The organism is Streptomyces sp. AgN23, assembly GCF_001598115.1.
In the GTDB taxonomy this organism is placed as follows: Bacteria; Actinomycetota; Actinomycetes; order Streptomycetales; family Streptomycetaceae; genus Streptomyces; species Streptomyces antimycoticus.
In genome coordinates this window covers 9,216,574-9,231,622 of sequence record NZ_CP007153.1, presented here as the reverse complement: position 1 = coordinate 9,231,622, position 15,049 = coordinate 9,216,574, and the positions used below count along the sequence as shown (strand labels likewise).

Below are 15,049 nucleotides of genomic sequence, written 5' to 3'. Positions count from 1 at the left end.
GACGTGACCTCCCTTGCGCTGTCTGTGCTGCTGGCCCTGGTCTCGGCGGTCTGCTACGCCGCGGGAGCCATACTCCAGGAGCATGTCGCGGCCACGACGCCGCGCCTCGCCGCCGCCCCGCTGCGGCGCGGGAGTTGGTGGGCCGCGGTGACCCTCAACGGTGCGGGCGCGGTTCTCCATGTGATCGCCCTGGCCTACGGCCCCCTGAGCGTGGTGCAACCCCTAGGGGCTCTGACGATCGTCTTCGCCCTGCCGATGGCGGCCATATTCGTCCGCCGCCGGGTCGGCGGACCCGGCTGGCGGGGCGCGCTGCTGGCGACCGTGGGGCTCGCCGGGCTGCTCTCCCTGACCGGCACCGCGCGGGCCCAGGCGCTGGCCGAGCAGGAGGGCGTCTGGCTGGTCGTGATCACGGTCTCCACCATCGCCGTACTGGCCGGGGCGGCTCGCCTGATGCGGTCGCCCGTCATCCGCGGTGTGCTGCTGGCGGCGGCCGCCGGGACGGCCTTCGGCGTCTCGTCGGTGGTCACCAAGAACGTGGCCGTGGAGTGGACCTGGGACGCGTGGCAGGACGCCCTGCCGGGCCTGGTCACGATCGGACTGCTGGCCTCGGGCGGGGTGCTGCTCTCCCAGGCGTCGTACCGGGGCGCCGGGCTGGCCTCGCCGCTGGCGACGGCGACCGTGGTCAACCCCGTGGTCGCCACCGCCGTCGGCATCGCCGCGCTGGGCGAGAACTTCCGGCACGGCACGCCCGGTACCCTGCTGGCCCTGGTCGCGGCCCTCGTCGCGAGCACCGGCCTGGTGATGCTGACGGTGCACAACGCCGAGGCGGAGGCCGAAGCCGAGGCCGCGACCGAAGCGGCCGCCGAGGAGGCTCCGGCCGCCCCGGCCGCGGCCGCCGAGGGGCCGGGCGCCCCCGGGCACGGCGGCGGGGGCGGCGGGCCGGAGGTTCCGGACGGGCCCATCGGATCCGGCCCGCACGAGGTCCCGGCCGGCCCCGACGGGCCTGCCGAGCCCGGTACCCCGCTCCTTCTCCCCCAGCCGATCCCCCGCCAGCCCACCGGCGAGGACGACCCCGGCCCGCGCCTGCCCGAATGCGGCGAGGCGGTATTGCAGCACCACGCCTAGGCAGCACCACGCCTAGGCGGCGCCATGCCCAGGCGGCACCCCGCCTGGACGGCTACCTCGTCCAGGCGGCGCCGGGCCGTCCCGCGCCGAGCAGCTCCACCAGCCCCGAGAGGCCCTCATGGCCATGGCCGTCGGCGACCCGGCGGGCCATGAGGTCGCCGATCGGGGCGATCAGTTCGGGGCTGATGCCCTGGTCCTCCGCGGAGCCGGTGAAGTTGAGATACGCGGCCGACTGCATGGCGAGGTTGGAGACCACCCCGGTGGCGTGGTCGCCGGAGTCGAGGCGGACGGAATCGTCCACCGGGAGTCGTACGACGTGGTGCCGCCGAAGGTGGAGTATTCGCTGACCGAGCTGGGCGACGAGCTGAATACGGCACTGGGCCCGCTGGGCGCGTGGGGCAAGCGCCGGATGGCGGTGCTGGAGGAGGCGGGGCAAGGCTGAGCTACGGGGCGGCCACACCGCCCGGGGCGGCGGCCGCGCCGGGGAATCGGCGTCAACCGGCGCCGTCGCACGTATTTTCCAACTGGGCCTCCGCGGGGTAGGGGTGTGGAGATCACCCCGCTCACTTGGAGGCCCCGTGACCGACAGCGCTCCCCCGAGCCAAGCGCGCACACCCTGGCGAGCCGTCTTCGGCGGCTCGATCGGAAATCTCGTCGAGTGGTACGACTGGTTCGTCTACGCCAGTTTCGCCACCTACTTCGCCGGAGCCTTCTTCCCCAAGGGCAACGACACCGCACAGCTCCTCAACACCGCCGGGATCTTCGCGGTCGGCTTCTTCATGCGTCCCGTCGGCGGCTGGCTGCTGGGCCGGTTCGCCGACCGGCGCGGCCGTAAGGCGGCGCTCACTCTGACGGTGACGCTGATGTCGGCCAGCGCGCTGCTCATCGCCATCGCCCCGACCTATGACCAGGTCGGCTACTTCGGCGCGGCCGTGCTGCTGGTGGCGCGGCTGCTGCAGGGGCTGTCGGTGGGCGGTGAGTACGCGGCCAGTGCCACCTATCTCACCGAGGCGTCCCGGCCGGGTGGCCGCGGTTTCGTCTCCAGCTTCCAGTACGTGTCGATGACGATGGGCCAGCTGATCGGTCTCGGTCTCCAGATCGTGCTGCAGCACACCATGTCCGATGACGCGCTGCACTCCTACGGCTGGCGCATTCCGTTCATCGTCGGCGCCGTGGGCGCGGCGGTGGTCTTCTGGCTGCGGCGCAATCTGCTGGAGACCGAGGTCTACACCGAAGAGGACGCCCACCAGGACGAGCGGGGGACGATCGCCGAGCTGCTGCGCCACCGCAAGGAGGCGGCGCTCGTCATCGCGCTGACCATGGGCGGCACGGTCGCGTACTACACGTACACCACCTATCTCACCAAGTACCTGTCGAACACGGCCGGTCTGAGCAAGTCGGACGCGTCGCTGGTGAGCTTCTGCGCCCTGTTCCTGTTCATGCTGTTGCAGCCGCTGGCCGGATCGCTCTCGGACCGGATCGGGCGCCGTCCACTGCTGATCACCTTCGGCTTCGGCTCCATGCTCGGCACCGTCCCCATCATGACCGCGCTGTCGCACACCGACACCTTCACCGGGGCGCTGCTGCTCTCGCTCGCGGCGCTGGTCATCGTCACCGGCTACACCTCGATCAACGCCGTGGTGAAGGCCGAGCTGTTCCCCACCCATGTCCGGGCGCTGGGGGTGGCCCTGCCGTACGCGCTGGCGAACGCGCTGTTCGGCGGCACCGCCGAGTATGTGGCGCTGTGGTTCAAGAAGGGCGGTGCGGAGTCCGGGTACTACTGGTACGTCTCGGCGTGTGCGGCCGTCTCGCTCATCGTCTACCTCACCATGCGGGAGACCCGCGACGCCGCCCTCTCCCGGGACCGCGCGGACGACCCGGCCGCCCCGGGGAAGCAGCGGACGACCGCGGTGTGACGGCGCCGAGGGGCCGGGCCCGGCGTCAGCGGCCGGTGGTCACGCTCATCTGAGCCCAGACCAGCCGTCCGCCGTTCACGCCCGGCCGGTCCCCCCACGCGTCGGCCAGGGCGCGGACCAGCGCGAGTCCGCGTCCGCACTCGTCCTCGAGACCGGCCTCCCTCGGCGTGGGGACGGCCGGTCCGCCGCCCTGGTCGGCGACCTCGATATAGAGCATGCGCCGCTCATGGGCGCGCAGCACACAGAGGATCTGCTCGCTTCCGGTGTGCACCAGGGCGTTGGTGAACAGCTCGGACATCACCAGCTCGGCGGACTCGCAGAGATCCTCCTGGAAGCCCCACTCCAGTACGCGTGAGCGCACCCGGTGCCGGGCGAGGGCGACCGAGGCGCCTCTGGCAGACAGCTGGAACCTCTCCTGGCGGAGGGCGGAGTCAACGCTCCCGGAGTTCGGGTGGTGGGCCATCGTCGAGCGTTGACGCAATGCCACGGCCATGTGCCTTCCGTCCGTCTACCTGTGGGGGCGTGAATGCCGTACGTGAATGCCGCAAGTGCGCGACACAGCAGCCACGTTGGACTGGTCACACCCGTCACTATCGTTGCTGCGAGCATCAGTTGGCAAGGCGCGAACTGCAAAATGCAGAATAGCCAGTGCACTCTGTTGCCCTCACCTCGCACGTGGCACACTGATCCTGACAAGACCGTCCCAGGAGGTACGACGTGGGTGAAGCGCGATCTGCCCCGACCGTCGGGCAGATGGTCCTCGGCATGAGGCTGCGGGATCTTCGCGAGAAAGCCGGCGTCAGCTACGACCAGGCTGCCAGGGCGCTGCACGTCAACCAGACCACGGTGCGCAGGATGGAGAAGGCCGAGGTCGGCCTGAAACTCCCCTACGTCGAGAAGCTGCTGCAGACCTATGGCACCGAACAGGAAGAGATCGACTCCTTCCTCGCGCTCGCCGAGGAGGCCAACAGGCCGGGCTGGTGGCACCGGTTCCGCGATGTGCTGCCGGACTGGTTCAGTCTCTATGTGAGCCTCGAGGGCGTGGCGAGCCGTATCCGCGCCTACGAGCCGCATTTCGTCCCCGGACTCCTGCAGACCGAGGAGTACGCCCGCACGCTGCTCTCCATCGGCTTCCCGCACGGGACCAGCCAGGAGCTCGACCGCCGGGTGGCGCTGCGGATGGAGCGCCAGGAGCTGCTCAGCCGCCCGGACGGACCGCATCTGTGGGTGGTGATGGACGAGACGGTGCTCCGGCTGTCCATCGGCGGTCCCCAGGTGATGCGCGCCCAGATCGACCACCTGATCGAGTCGTCACAAAAGCCCAACGTCACCCTTCAGGTGGTGCCGTTCTCCGCCGGCCCGCACCCGGGCATGGGCGGCCCCTTCCAGCTCTTCCGGTTCCAGATCCCGGAACTGCCGGACATCGTCTACGCCGAGGGCCTGACCGGCGCCGGCTATCTCGACCAACGTTCCGATGTGGCCGCCTATTTGGAGGCCCTGGACCGCATGGGCACCCAGGCCACACCGGCGCGGCGCACGGAGAGTTTTCTCCGTGGGATTCGCAAGGAGCTCTGACTGTGGATCAGGTACATGTGTACAACGGCATGCCGGCCAAACATCTGGGGACCGAAGGCTGGGCCAAGCCGTGGAGCGGTCCCAACGGTGGTGCCTGCGTGGAGGCCCTGAGGCTGCACGACGGGCGGATCGCCCTGCGTCAGTCGACCGATCCCGACGGCCCTGCCCTGATCTACACCCACCATGAAATCGAGAGGTTCATCCAGGGTGCCAAGGCCGGCGCCGCGGACTTCCTGCTCACACATCCAGACCCCAACCTGACCTCCTCGGCGGGTTCCGCACCGGAACGGAGGGCCGCGTGACCGAATACGGGCTCGCCCCTGACCAGATCGACACCACCAAGCCGCACCCGGCTCGGATGTACGACTTCTACCTCAACGGCAAGGACCACTACGAGGTCGACGCCGAGGCCGCCGGGCGGGTGCTGGAGGTCTATCCCACCGTCCGGCTCAACGCCACCGTCAACCGGGCCTTCATCCACCGCGCCACCCGCTGGCTGGCCCGGGAGGCCGGGATCCGGCAGTTCCTCGACATAGGCACCGGCATACCCACCGAGCCCAACCTCCATCAGGTCGCCCAGGGCGTCGCCCCGGAGGCCCGCGTGGTCTACACCGACTACGACCCCATCGTGCTGGCCTACGCCCAGGCGCTGCTCGTCGGCACCCCCGAGGGCCGTACGTCCTATGTGCAGGCGGATGTGCGCGATCCCCAGCGGATCATGAGCGCCCCCGAGCTGCATGAGACGCTGGACCTGGACCGGCCGGTGGCGATCTCCGTGAACGCGCTCTTCCACTTCATCCCGGACGAGGACAAGCCGTACGAGATCATCCGCGATCTGATGGCGCCCCTGGCCCCGGGCAGCTATCTGATGCTGACCCACTCCACGCATGACTTCTCGGCGGAGACCTGGCGGAACGTCATCCAGGTCTACAAGGAGAGCGGCATCTCCTTCACCACCCGCTCCCAGAGCGAGGTCGGGGCCTTCTTCGACGGTCTGGAGCTGATCGACCCGGGTGTGTCGGAGCCCCACCACTGGAACCCGGACCCCGACGACCGCCCGGAGACCATCCGCAGCGCGGACATCAACATGTGGGCGGGAGTGGGCCGGAAGCCCTAGCGGCAGCCCGGAAGCCACAGCGGCACCATCGTCGTGGCCGGGCCTCACGGCCCGGTGTCACGGCTCCTCGGTGCCGTCGCCGACCGTGAAGCCCAATACCGCGCCCCCGCCCGGGCGCGGCCGGGCGAAGACGGTGCCGCCGTGTGCGAGGGCGACCTCGCGCACGATGGCCAGGCCCAGCCCCGAACCGGGCAGGCTGCGCGCGCCGGGCGCGCGGTAGAAGCGGTCGAAGACACGCTCGCGGTCCTCCTCGGCGATGCCGGGGCCCCGGTCCAGGACCTCCACCCGGCGGCCGGTGATCATCACCTCGACGGGCTCGGTGCCGTCCCGGTCGAACTTGGCGGCGTTCTCCACCAGATTGGAGATCGCGCGCTGCAGGGTGGCCGGGTGGCCCGTCAGCCGGGTGTCGCCCTCGGCGCTTACGGTGATCTCCCGGCCGGTCCGGCGCCAGGCGAGGGTCGCGGCGGCGGTGGCCACCTCCGCCAGCGAGACCTCCGTACGGGGTTCGTCGTCCCGCTGCCCGGCCGCCAGCTCCACCAGCTCATTGACGAGGTCGGTCAGCTCCCGGGTCTCCCCCGCCAGATCGGCCAGCAGATCCTCGCGCGCGGACCCCGGCAGCTCCTCGAAGCGGCGCAGCAGGGAGATATTGGTGCGCAGCGAGGTGAGCGGGGTGCGCAGCTCGTGCCCGGCGTCCTCGACCAGCCGCCGCTGGTCGTCCTTGGAACGCGCGAGCCGGCCGAGCATGCCGTCGAAGGCCCGCCCGAGGCGGCCCACCTCGTCGTCCCCGGCGACCGGCACCGCCACCTGCATCCGGCCGGTCGCGGCCACGCTCTCGGCGACCCGGGTCAGCCGCACCAGCCGCCGGGTGATCCGCCCGGCCAGCCACCAGCCGGCCAGCCCGGCGGCCAGGATGACGGCTACCACGAACAGCGCGGTGCGCTTCTGGAGTTCCCGCAGCAGATCCTCGGTGTCGCTGATCTGCTGGGCCACCTGGACCGCGCCGGTGCCGTCGCCCACGGCCACCGTGGCCATGCGGTACTGCTCTCCGCCGATGCCGATCTCGCGCCGTACGACGGTGCCCGGTGTGCGGGAGGCGGCGGTGATCCGGTCGTCGGCGGAAACCGGCAGCGGGGGCTTGCCCGCGTCGTAGACCGTGCCGCTGCCGTTGATCACCTGGACGTCCATCCGGCTGATCCGGCGCAGATCGTCCCGCAGGTCGTAGGGGACGGGCACGGTGGACTCGGCGGGGTACTGCCGCAGGATCACCTTCTCGCCGCGGACCTCGCCGCGCAGATCGCGGACCACGTCGTCGAACACCGTCTGCTGGTCGACCCGCACCAGCCCGGCCGCGGCGTCGTAGCTGAGGCCGCCGACCAGGAGGGTGACCACGGAGGCCGCCGCCGCGAACGAGAGCGCGAAGGTGGTCCGCAGACTGGGCCGCCCACGGCGAAGCGGTGGAAACCGCACCATTACTCCTCTCGCAGGGTGTAACCGACTCCGCGGACCGTATGGATCAGCGGGGTACGCCCCTCCGGATCGACCTTGCGGCGCAGATAGCCGATGTAGACGGCGAGGTTCTTCGATCCGGGGCCGAAGTCGTAGCCCCAGATGCGGGCGTAGATGGTGGTGTGGTCCAGGACGATGCCCGCGTTGCGCGCCAGCAGCTCCAGCAGGTCGAATTCGGTGCGGGTCAGCTCCAGCTCCGTACCGCCGCGCCAGACCCGGCGCGCCGAGGAGTCCAGGTGCAGATCCGCGACCTCCAGCACGCCGTCGATCGCGGCGTCCTCCGGTGCGGGCGGTTCGGCGGGGGCGGCGCGGCGAAGCAGTGCGCGCAGCCGGGCGAAGACCTCCTCGATCTCGAAGGGCTTGGCGACATAGTCGTCCGCCCCGGCGTCCAGCCCCTCGATCCGGTCGGCGGTCTCGACTCGCGCGGTGAGCATCAGGATGGGGGTGCGGTCCCCCTCGGCGCGCAGCACCCGGCACACCTGCAGCCCGTCCACGCCCGGCATCATCACATCGAGGACGACCACGTCCGGGCGCTCGCGGTGGATGGCCGCCAGCGCCTCTATCCCGTCGGGTACGGCGGTGACGCGGTACCCCTCCAGGGTCAGGGCGCGTTCCAGCGCCTGGCGGATGGCACGGTCGTCCTCGGCGAGCAGCACGGTGTTGGTCACACCCCGAGTCTGCCAAGGCCACAGAGGTGCCTGTCCCGGGCGGGGTCCTGAGCGTGGCTTCTTACCCCGCTCTCACCTTCTTCACGCGACGGGCTTACCGGGCCCGGAGAAGGTGTCCGTTACGTTCCGGGGGGAACTCGCCCCGGGGATGCAACCGGCCGGAGAAAATACCGCATGAAGATCGCATTCCTGCTGCACAACGCCTACGGGATCGGCGGAACGATCCGGACGACGATGAATCTCGCGACGGCGCTCGCCGACCGCCACGAGGTGGAGATCGTCTCGATGATGCGGCATCGCGAGACGCCGCGTTTCGCCCTCGACCCCCGGGTGCGGCTGGTCCCCCTGGTGGACACGCGTCCGGAGAGCGCGGACGCGAAGGACCCGCTGTTCTTCGAGGCCAGCCGGGACTTCCCGGCCGCCGAGAAGCGGCACCACCAGTACAACCGCCTGATCGACACGCGGGCCGCGGAGTATCTGCGCGGCTGTCCAGCCGATGTGATCATCGGCACTCGGCCGGGGGTGAACGTCTACATATCCCGCTTCGCCCCCCGCCGGGCGCTGCGCATCGCCCAGGAGCATCTGCGGTACGACGCGCACAGCAAGAAGCTGCGGGGGGAGCTGGCCCCGCGCTACCGGCTGCTGGACGCCATCGTCACCACGACCGAGGCGGACGCCGCGATCTACCGCAAGAAGATGCCGTTGCCGGGAGTGCGGACCCTGGCGATACCCAACAGCGTCCCCGAACCGGCCGTCGCCCCCTCCGAAGGCACCACGCCCGTGATCGCGGCGGCCGGGCGGCTGGTCCGCGGCAAGCGCTTCGACCTGCTCATCGACGCCTTCGCGGAGGTCACGGCGAAGTTCCCGGCCTGGCGGCTGGAGATCTACGGCGGGGGCGCGGAGAAGGAGCGGCTCGCGGAGCGCATCGAGCGACTGGGCCTGTCCGGGAGCGCGGAGCTGATGGGGTCCTACTCCCCCATCGAGGAGAAGTTCGCGAAGGTGTCACTGGTCGCGGTCGCCTCGGACGCCGAGTCGTTCGGGATGACGATCGTGGAGGCCATGCGGTGCGGGGTGCCGGTGGTGAGCACCAACTGCCCGCTCGGCCCCGCCGAGATCATTGAGGACGGGGTCACCGGGCGGCTCGTCCCCACCGGGGACAAGGAGGCGCTGGCGAGCGCCCTGATGGAGCTGATGGCCGACGCCCCGGCCCGGCAGGCGATGGCGGCGGCCGCCCTGGAGAGCTCCCGCGCCTACGACCCCGCGCCGCTGGCGCACCGCTACGACGAGCTCTTCGAGGAGCTGCGCGCGAGCCGGTTCGCCCGTTTCAGGGAGCGCGGCCGGGCCTCCGTCCGCGCCCGCCTGCGGCGCCTGGCCCGCCGCTTCGGCATCTCCCCCGCCCGCCGCACCCCGGCGGCCGGCGGAAAGGCGAGCGCCTGACGCCACGCCGGACCGCGCCGGACGAGACGTAACCGCTAGGGCCCGCGGCGCCCCGGCACTACCAGGACGTCGGGGCGTAGTCCTTCAGGAAGCAGCCGAAGAGGTCCTCGCCCGCCTCGCCCCGGACGATCGGGTCGTAGACCCGCGCCGCGCCGTCCACCAGGTCGAGGGGGGCGTGAAAGCCCTCGGCCGCCAGCCGCATCTTCTCCGGGTGCGGGCGCTCGTCGGTGATCCATCCGGTGTCGACGCTCGTCATCAGGATGGCGTCGGCCTCGAACATCTCGCGTGCGCTGGTGCGGGTCAGCATGTTCAGCGCGGCCTTGGCCATGTTGGTGTGCGGATGGCCCGCGCCCTTGTAGCCCCGGCCGAACTTGCCCTCCATCGCGGAGACGTTGACCACGTACTTGCGCCGGGCGGGCGAGGCGGCCATCGCCGGGCGCAGCCGGCTCACCAGGATGAACGGCGCCGTCTCATTGCAGAGCTGGACCTCGAGCATCTCGACCGGGTCCACCTCGTTGACCCGCTGCACCCAGGTGTTGGTCGGGTCCAGGTCCGGCACCAGCCCGCCCGCGTCGATCGCGGTCCCGGCCTCGATCCGGGCCGGAGAGGCGGAGCCGCTGGTGAGGGCGAGGGCGGTGAGGTCCTGCGGCGTGAGAGCGCCGTCCCGAGGCGTGCGGGGCGCCGGCAGGGCCGCCTGGGCGCCGCTGCCGAAGGCGCCGAGGACCAGGGACTCGGGCAGCTCCCCGGCCGGGAGCGGCGCCGACTCGCCCGCTATCAGCTCCGCGTACGCCTGGGGTGTGCGGCGGACGGTCTGGGCGGCGTTGTTGATCAGTATGTCCAGCGGGCCCGCGGCGCTGACCTCGTCGGCCAGCGCGATGACCTGGGCGGGGTCGCGCAGATCGATGCCGACGACCTTGAGCCGGTGCAGCCATTCCCCGCTGTCCGGCATGGCCTTGAAGCGGCGGATGGCGTCGCCCGGGAAGCGGGTGGTGACGGTGGTGTGCGCGCCGTCGCGCAGCAGCCGCAGCGCGATATACATGCCGATCTTCGCCCGGCCGCCGGTGAGCAGGGCGCGGCGCCCGGTGAGGTCGGTGCGGGCGTCGCGGCGGGCCCGGTTCTCGGCGGCGCAGTCGCGGCACAGCTGGTGGTAGAAGGCGTCGACCTCGACGAACCGGGTCTTGCAGACGTAGCAGGAGCGGGGGCGCGCCAGGATGCCCGCGATCTCGGTGGAGACGGAGCTGCTGAGCGCGCGGCCCAGTGTCTCGTCGTCGATCCGGTCGGCGGCGCCGGTGGCGGTGGCCTCGGTCACGGCCTTGTCATGGGCGGTCTTCGCCGCTCGCCGCTCCTGACGCCTGCGCTGCTTCACACTGCGGTAGATGCCGGAGGTGGCCCGGCGCACCATGATCGCGTCGGGGTGGTCGACCGGTAGCCGGTCGAGTTCCGCGAGGACGCTCAGACAGGTCGCCAGCCGCTCCGGGTCGATGCCCGGCTCCTCGGCCGCCGCCCGTTCGGCCCGGCCTTCGTCTATCACCGTCATCGCCGCTGCCGCTTTCTGGTTCGCCTGTTCCCCTGGACAACGGCGAAACTTTACGGAAGCGGAGGCGTATGCGCCAAACCGCGCCCGGCCTCACCCTCCTCCGGGCTTGCGGTATACATAGCCGCCGGTCCGCGCCGGGGCCCACGCTCCGGCCGGCTGCCCGCTGTCCGTCAGCGCGCGGATCACGCCGTGGTCCGGGGCGAGCGCACAGGCCGGATCGGTGCGGGCGGCGTCGCCGGTCAGGGCGTACGCCTGGCAGCGGCAGCCGCCGAAGTCCTCCGCGCGGCGGGAGCAGGTGCGGCACGGCTCCCGCATCCACTCCTCGCCCCGGTAGCGGTTGAAGGCGGTGGAGTGGTCCCAGATCCACTCCAGGGTGTGGTCGCGCACAGTGGGCGGGTCCAGGTCCGGCAGGCTCGCGGCGGCGGGGCAGGGCAGCGCGGTGCCGTCGGGTGCGACGGTCAGCGACACCGCGCCCCAGCCGCCCATGCAGGGCTTGGCGACACCGTCGAAGTAGTCGGGCACGACCCACACCAGGTCGACGGTGCCGCCCAGCCGCTGCCGCCGGTGCTCGACCGTCTCCCGCGCCCGGGCGAGCTGATCGCGGCTGGGCAGCAGGGCGTCGCGGTTGCGCAGCGCCCAGCCGTAGAACTGGGTGTTGGCCAGCTCGATCCGGTCGGCGCCCCAGTCCAGGCCGCGCTGGATGATGGCGTCGAGCACGTCGAGGTTGTCACGGTGCAGGACGACATTGATCCCGAGCGGCAGACCGGCCTTGCGCACCAGGGCCGCGGCCCGCTCCTTGGCGGCGAAGGAACGGTACCCGGCGATCCGGTCGGAGGCGGCCGGATCGGCGTGCTGCAGGGAGAGCTGGACGCTGCGCAGCCCGGCGGCGATCAGGTCCGCCAGCCGGGCCTCGTCCAGTCCCACCCCGCTGGTGACGAGCTGGGTGTAGATCTCGGCGGACTCGGCGGCGGTGACGATCTCGGCCAGATCGCGGCGCAACAGCGGTTCCCCGCCGGAGAGATGGGTGTGCACCACGCCGAGCTCCCCGGCCTGGCGCATCACCTCTGTCCACTCGGCGGTGGACAGCTCCCGCGAGCGGCGGACCAGCTCCAGCGGGTTGGAGCAGTAGGGGCAGTGCAGCGGGCAGCCATGGGTGAGCTCGGCGAGCAGGGCCCAGGGGCGGGGCGCGGCGGTCATCGGACCCAGCCCTCCGTACGCATCCGGCCGAGGAAGGCGGGCACGTCCTCGGCCACGGGCGCGCCGGGGAAGCGGCTCATGAGCTCCGCCACGATGGCGTCGAGGTCGCGGTCGCCGTCGCACAGCCGCAGGAGGCGTGCGGCGCTGCCCCGCAGCACCACCACCCGCTCGGGCAGCACCAGCAGATCGGCGTCACGCACCCGGTCGTGGCGCAGGCTCACGGCGGGCGCCAGCGCGGGCCGCCATCCGGCCGGGGCGGCTGAGGAGGTGCCCGGGGCGCCCGGGGCGCCCGGGGCGCCCGGGGCGCCCGGGACAGGCGAGGTGCCCGGGACAGGCGAGGTGCCCGGGACAGGCGAGGTGCCCGGGACAGGCGAGGTGCCCAGAGCGGGCGGGGTGTCGGCTGTGGTCATGCCCCCTCCCCTGGGCCGTCTTTGGTGTCGGCGTGCTCGACCGCGTCCAGCAGCGACCACAGCACATCGCATTTGAAGGCGAGCGCCGCCACCGCGCGGTCCTCGTCCTCGGGGCTCCGCGCCCAGGTCAGGACCAGGTCGAGCGCCTCGGTGCTGTCCCGGCGCCCCTGGTCGACCCGGTTGCGGAAGTAGGCCAGGCCCTCGCGCTCGATCCACGGGTAGTACCGCTCGAAGGCGTCGATACGGGTGAGCATGATGCCGGGCGCGGACAGCTCGGTGAGCGAGGCGGCGACGGCCTCCAGCGGGCCGCGCAACCGGCAGAAGTTGACGTAGCCGTCGACCGCCAGCCGCACCGCGGGCACCACCTCGGCGCCGGACAGCAGCCGGTCCCGGTCCAGGCCGGCGGCCTCGCCGAGCCGCAGCCATCGCTCGATGCCGCCCTCGCCGTCGGCGGCGCCGTCGTGGTCCTGGATGCGCCGCAGCCACATCCGGCGCAGCCGCGCGGTGTCGAGTTTGGCGGTGATCAGCGCGTCCTTGATGGGGATATGGCGCTGGTAGTGGAAGCGGTTGAGGATCCAGCGGCGCAGTTCGGCGGGGGTGAGCTCGCCCGCGTGCATCCGTACGTTGAAGGGGTGGCGGTCGTGGTAGCGCTCCTGCGCGACCGCGCGCAGCCGCTCCTCAAGACGTGTCCGTGGGGTGCTCACAGGTCGATCACCATCCCGTCGGCGGCCACCTCGACGCCCAGCTCCCACAGCACCGTGTGCTGGGGCGCGGCCGGGTCGTTGAGGGGGTTGGTGTTGTTGAGGTGGGTGTACAGGGTGCGCGCTTCGAGTGCGGCGAGCCGCCGCGCCGTGCCGCCGGGTCCGTCGATCGGCAGATGCCCCATGGCGGTGGCGGTGCGCGAGCCGAAGCCGCTGGTGAGGGGCTCGTCGTCGGACCAGAACGTGCCGTCGACGATGACGTGGTCAGCGCTCTCGGCCGCGCGCTGGAACGCATCGGGCCAGGCGGCGAGCGCGGGGGCGTAGAGGAGGGAGCGGCCGCTGGTGCGGTCGGTCAGCCGCAGGGCGACCACCCAGGCGTCCTCGTCCGGGGCATCGTCGTCCGGGGCGTCCTCGTCCGGGGCGTCGAGTCCGGCCGCGTAGCGGGGGCGTTTGGCGGAGACGGGGACGGCGCCGACGGCCAGCGGCGAGTCCTCGGCGAGCGGCCGGTCCCCGGGGTCGAGGGGGCGCCAGTCCAGCCGGGCGTAGGGGGTGAGGACCTCGCCCAGGTGGAGCCCGGTCAGCAGGGCGTGCCGCACCGGGGCGGTGGCCACGATCTCGATGCCGTCCGCCTCGCGCAGCCGGGCGATGCCGAGGGTGTGGTCGAGTTCGGCGTCGGTGAGGATCACCCCGGCCAGCGGGGTCCGGCGCGGTTCGGGCCCGGGCTGCAACTCGGGGCAGTCCTCGACCTGTTCGCCGAGGTCGGGGGTGGCGTTGACCAGATACCAGCGGCCTTCGGCGGCCTGGACGGCGAGCGAGGCATGGCGGCGGCGCCACCCCGGGTGAGCGCGTGCCCCGGAGCATCCGGGGCACGCGCAGTTCCACTGGGGTACGCCGCCACCCGCCGCGGTGCCGAGCACGCGCACGCGCATGGCGGGGAGCTCAGCGGGCGTTCAACGAGTAGGCGGTGACCTCCAGCGCGGTCTCCACGACCACGTAGTCGGGCGCCTGCCAGGCGGTTTCCCCGGCGTCCGTACGGGTCCGGTCCGCCGCCTCGGGTGCCGTGTGCGGTGTGGTGTCGTTCATGGCTTCGTCCTGCCTTCCATCTGGGTGGGGGTTGGTCAACGGGACGGGACGGACCGTCAGTCGGACCGTTGGTCGGCGGTCCGGACCGCAGCGCCCCGCCGTCGGGGGTGGTGCTGTCGTCCGCGATGGTCGATGGCGTCGTCGTCGGGACGGGGTCATGAGTGAGCCGCCGAGTCGGGCCATTCCTGGCCGCCCTCGGCATGCCACTGCGGGTCGTCGGTCATATAGAGCATGACCTTCAGCCCCTTGGCGTTCGCCGCCTCGATCAGCTCGCCGAGGAAGTCCCGCTTCGTGGAGCAGCTTCCGGGAACGGCGGACGGCCGGGCCCGCGCGTAGCCCAGACGGCTGTGGAAGGAGGCCGGCACCAGGGAGGAGGCGTGCGGCTTCTTGGCCTCGGCCACCCAGTAGTCGGCCTTCCAGCCGCCGTCGGTGACGGCCTTCTCCCAGTCGGAGCAACTGGTGTAGCCGGGCGAGGTGCGCATACCCCAGTGCGGGAAAAGGCCCGCCTGGGAGTCGCGCAGCCACTGCTGACGGGGATTGACCACATCGGCCCGCGCCGGGGCGGGGCCGGTCAGGGCGAGGGTGGCGACAAGAGACAGCACGGCGGCCGGCCAGGCACCGAGGCGCCGGCGCGATCTGCGGCCCATGAGGGCTCCTTCTCGGGGGCGTACGGTCATGTGCCGTTCTGTTGCAGGGTCACCGGCTGTTGGGGCTCGGTCAATAAGCGTGCGTCAAAAATCCTCCGACCTCTCCGGCTATGCATTCCCTGCGCGATAC

The 15,049-nt window shown here is 71.8% G+C and carries 16 protein-coding genes and 2 pseudogenes; 7 read left to right on the top strand and 11 right to left on the bottom strand.

All coding sequences use genetic code 11. The annotated features are described in order from the left end of the window. The first annotated feature begins 3 nt into the window (after positions 1-3). Positions 4-1,125 (top strand): DMT family transporter, encoded by a 1,122-nt coding sequence (locus tag AS97_RS40140; protein ID WP_059146003.1) that lies wholly within the window; start codon positions 4-6, stop codon positions 1,123-1,125. Between the two features lie 52 nt (positions 1,126-1,177). On the opposite strand, the gene AS97_RS40135 is transcribed toward AS97_RS40140, so the two are convergent. Further along, on the bottom strand, positions 1,178-1,363 hold the full coding sequence (locus AS97_RS40135) for a hypothetical protein (RefSeq protein WP_330786131.1): 186 nt from the start codon (positions 1,361-1,363) through the stop codon (positions 1,178-1,180). A 39-nt stretch (positions 1,364-1,402) separates the two neighbouring features. On the opposite strand from AS97_RS40135, the pseudogene AS97_RS40130 reads away from it, so the two are divergent. Continuing rightward, positions 1,403-1,567: pseudogene (locus AS97_RS40130) on the top strand (winged helix-turn-helix transcriptional regulator); the annotation flags it as partial. A 136-nt stretch (positions 1,568-1,703) separates the two neighbouring features. Next, a complete protein-coding gene (locus AS97_RS40125; RefSeq protein WP_059146005.1) occupies positions 1,704-3,041 on the top strand; it encodes an MFS transporter in 1,338 nt (445 codons plus the stop codon). Between the two features lie 25 nt (positions 3,042-3,066). Here AS97_RS40125 and AS97_RS40120 read toward each other — a convergent pair whose 3' ends face one another. Continuing rightward, positions 3,067-3,534: an ATP-binding protein gene (locus AS97_RS40120; protein WP_059146006.1), complete on the bottom strand. Its 468-nt coding sequence runs from the start codon at positions 3,532-3,534 to the stop codon at positions 3,067-3,069. Between the two features lie 224 nt (positions 3,535-3,758). Between AS97_RS40120 and AS97_RS40115 the strand changes: the two genes are divergently transcribed. Genes AS97_RS40115 through AS97_RS40105 form a run of 3 tightly spaced genes read left to right on the top strand, consistent with a single transcriptional unit; the run spans position 3,759 to position 5,733 of the window. Further along, positions 3,759-4,616 (top strand): helix-turn-helix transcriptional regulator, encoded by an 858-nt coding sequence (locus tag AS97_RS40115; RefSeq protein ID WP_059146007.1) that lies wholly within the window; start codon positions 3,759-3,761, stop codon positions 4,614-4,616. Positions 4,617-4,618: 2 nt separating this feature from the next. Then, positions 4,619-4,918: a DUF397 domain-containing protein gene (locus AS97_RS40110; protein WP_059146008.1), complete on the top strand. Its 300-nt coding sequence runs from the start codon at positions 4,619-4,621 to the stop codon at positions 4,916-4,918. Then, positions 4,915-5,733, top strand: a complete 819-nt coding sequence (locus tag AS97_RS40105; RefSeq protein ID WP_059146009.1) for an SAM-dependent methyltransferase — start codon at positions 4,915-4,917, stop codon at positions 5,731-5,733. The genes AS97_RS40110 and AS97_RS40105 overlap by 4 nt, the downstream gene beginning before the upstream one ends. 57 nt (positions 5,734-5,790) lie before the next feature. Here the strand turns inward: AS97_RS40105 and AS97_RS40100 are convergent, their stop codons facing one another. Beyond that, complete coding sequence (locus AS97_RS40100) at positions 5,791-7,203, bottom strand: HAMP domain-containing sensor histidine kinase (protein WP_059146010.1); 1,413 nt, start codon at positions 7,201-7,203, stop codon at positions 5,791-5,793. Continuing rightward, on the bottom strand, positions 7,203-7,907 hold the full coding sequence (locus AS97_RS40095) for a response regulator transcription factor (RefSeq protein WP_059146011.1): 705 nt from the start codon (positions 7,905-7,907) through the stop codon (positions 7,203-7,205). The genes AS97_RS40100 and AS97_RS40095 overlap by 1 nt, the downstream gene beginning before the upstream one ends. Positions 7,908-8,081: 174 nt before the next feature. On the opposite strand from AS97_RS40095, the gene AS97_RS40090 reads away from it, so the two are divergent. Next, positions 8,082-9,344, top strand: a complete 1,263-nt coding sequence (locus tag AS97_RS40090) for a glycosyltransferase family 4 protein (protein WP_059146012.1) — start codon at positions 8,082-8,084, stop codon at positions 9,342-9,344. A gap of 58 nt (positions 9,345-9,402) precedes the next feature. Here AS97_RS40090 and AS97_RS40085 read toward each other — a convergent pair whose 3' ends face one another. From AS97_RS40085 to AS97_RS40055, 7 genes and pseudogenes are all read right to left on the bottom strand, one after another. Further along, positions 9,403-10,881: an SDR family NAD(P)-dependent oxidoreductase gene (locus AS97_RS40085; RefSeq protein ID WP_059146013.1), complete on the bottom strand. Its 1,479-nt coding sequence runs from the start codon at positions 10,879-10,881 to the stop codon at positions 9,403-9,405. A 90-nt stretch (positions 10,882-10,971) separates the two neighbouring features. Further along, on the bottom strand, positions 10,972-12,078 hold the full coding sequence (pqqE, locus tag AS97_RS40080) for a pyrroloquinoline quinone biosynthesis protein PqqE (RefSeq protein ID WP_059146014.1): 1,107 nt from the start codon (positions 12,076-12,078) through the stop codon (positions 10,972-10,974). Further along, a complete protein-coding gene (pqqD, locus tag AS97_RS40075; RefSeq protein ID WP_210567387.1) occupies positions 12,075-12,311 on the bottom strand; it encodes a pyrroloquinoline quinone biosynthesis peptide chaperone PqqD in 237 nt (78 codons plus the stop codon). Before pqqD ends, pqqE begins: the two co-directional genes overlap by 4 nt. A 173-nt stretch (positions 12,312-12,484) precedes the next feature. After that, a complete protein-coding gene (gene pqqC, locus AS97_RS40070) occupies positions 12,485-13,192 on the bottom strand; it encodes a pyrroloquinoline-quinone synthase PqqC (RefSeq protein WP_059146015.1) in 708 nt (235 codons plus the stop codon). Next, positions 13,189-14,118 (bottom strand): pyrroloquinoline quinone biosynthesis protein PqqB, encoded by a 930-nt coding sequence (gene pqqB / locus AS97_RS40065; protein ID WP_210566608.1) that lies wholly within the window; start codon positions 14,116-14,118, stop codon positions 13,189-13,191. The genes pqqC and pqqB overlap by 4 nt, the downstream gene beginning before the upstream one ends. Before the next feature lie 10 nt (positions 14,119-14,128). After that, the gene (pqqA, locus tag AS97_RS40060) at positions 14,129-14,272 is read right to left on the bottom strand and encodes a pyrroloquinoline quinone precursor peptide PqqA (RefSeq protein ID WP_059146017.1); all 144 of its coding nucleotides are present in this window, start codon (positions 14,270-14,272) and stop codon (positions 14,129-14,131) included. Positions 14,273-14,430: 158 nt separating this feature from the next. Further along, a pseudogene (locus tag AS97_RS40055) lies at positions 14,431-14,919 on the bottom strand (alpha-L-fucosidase); the annotation flags it as partial. Positions 14,920-15,049 lie beyond the last annotated feature (130 nt).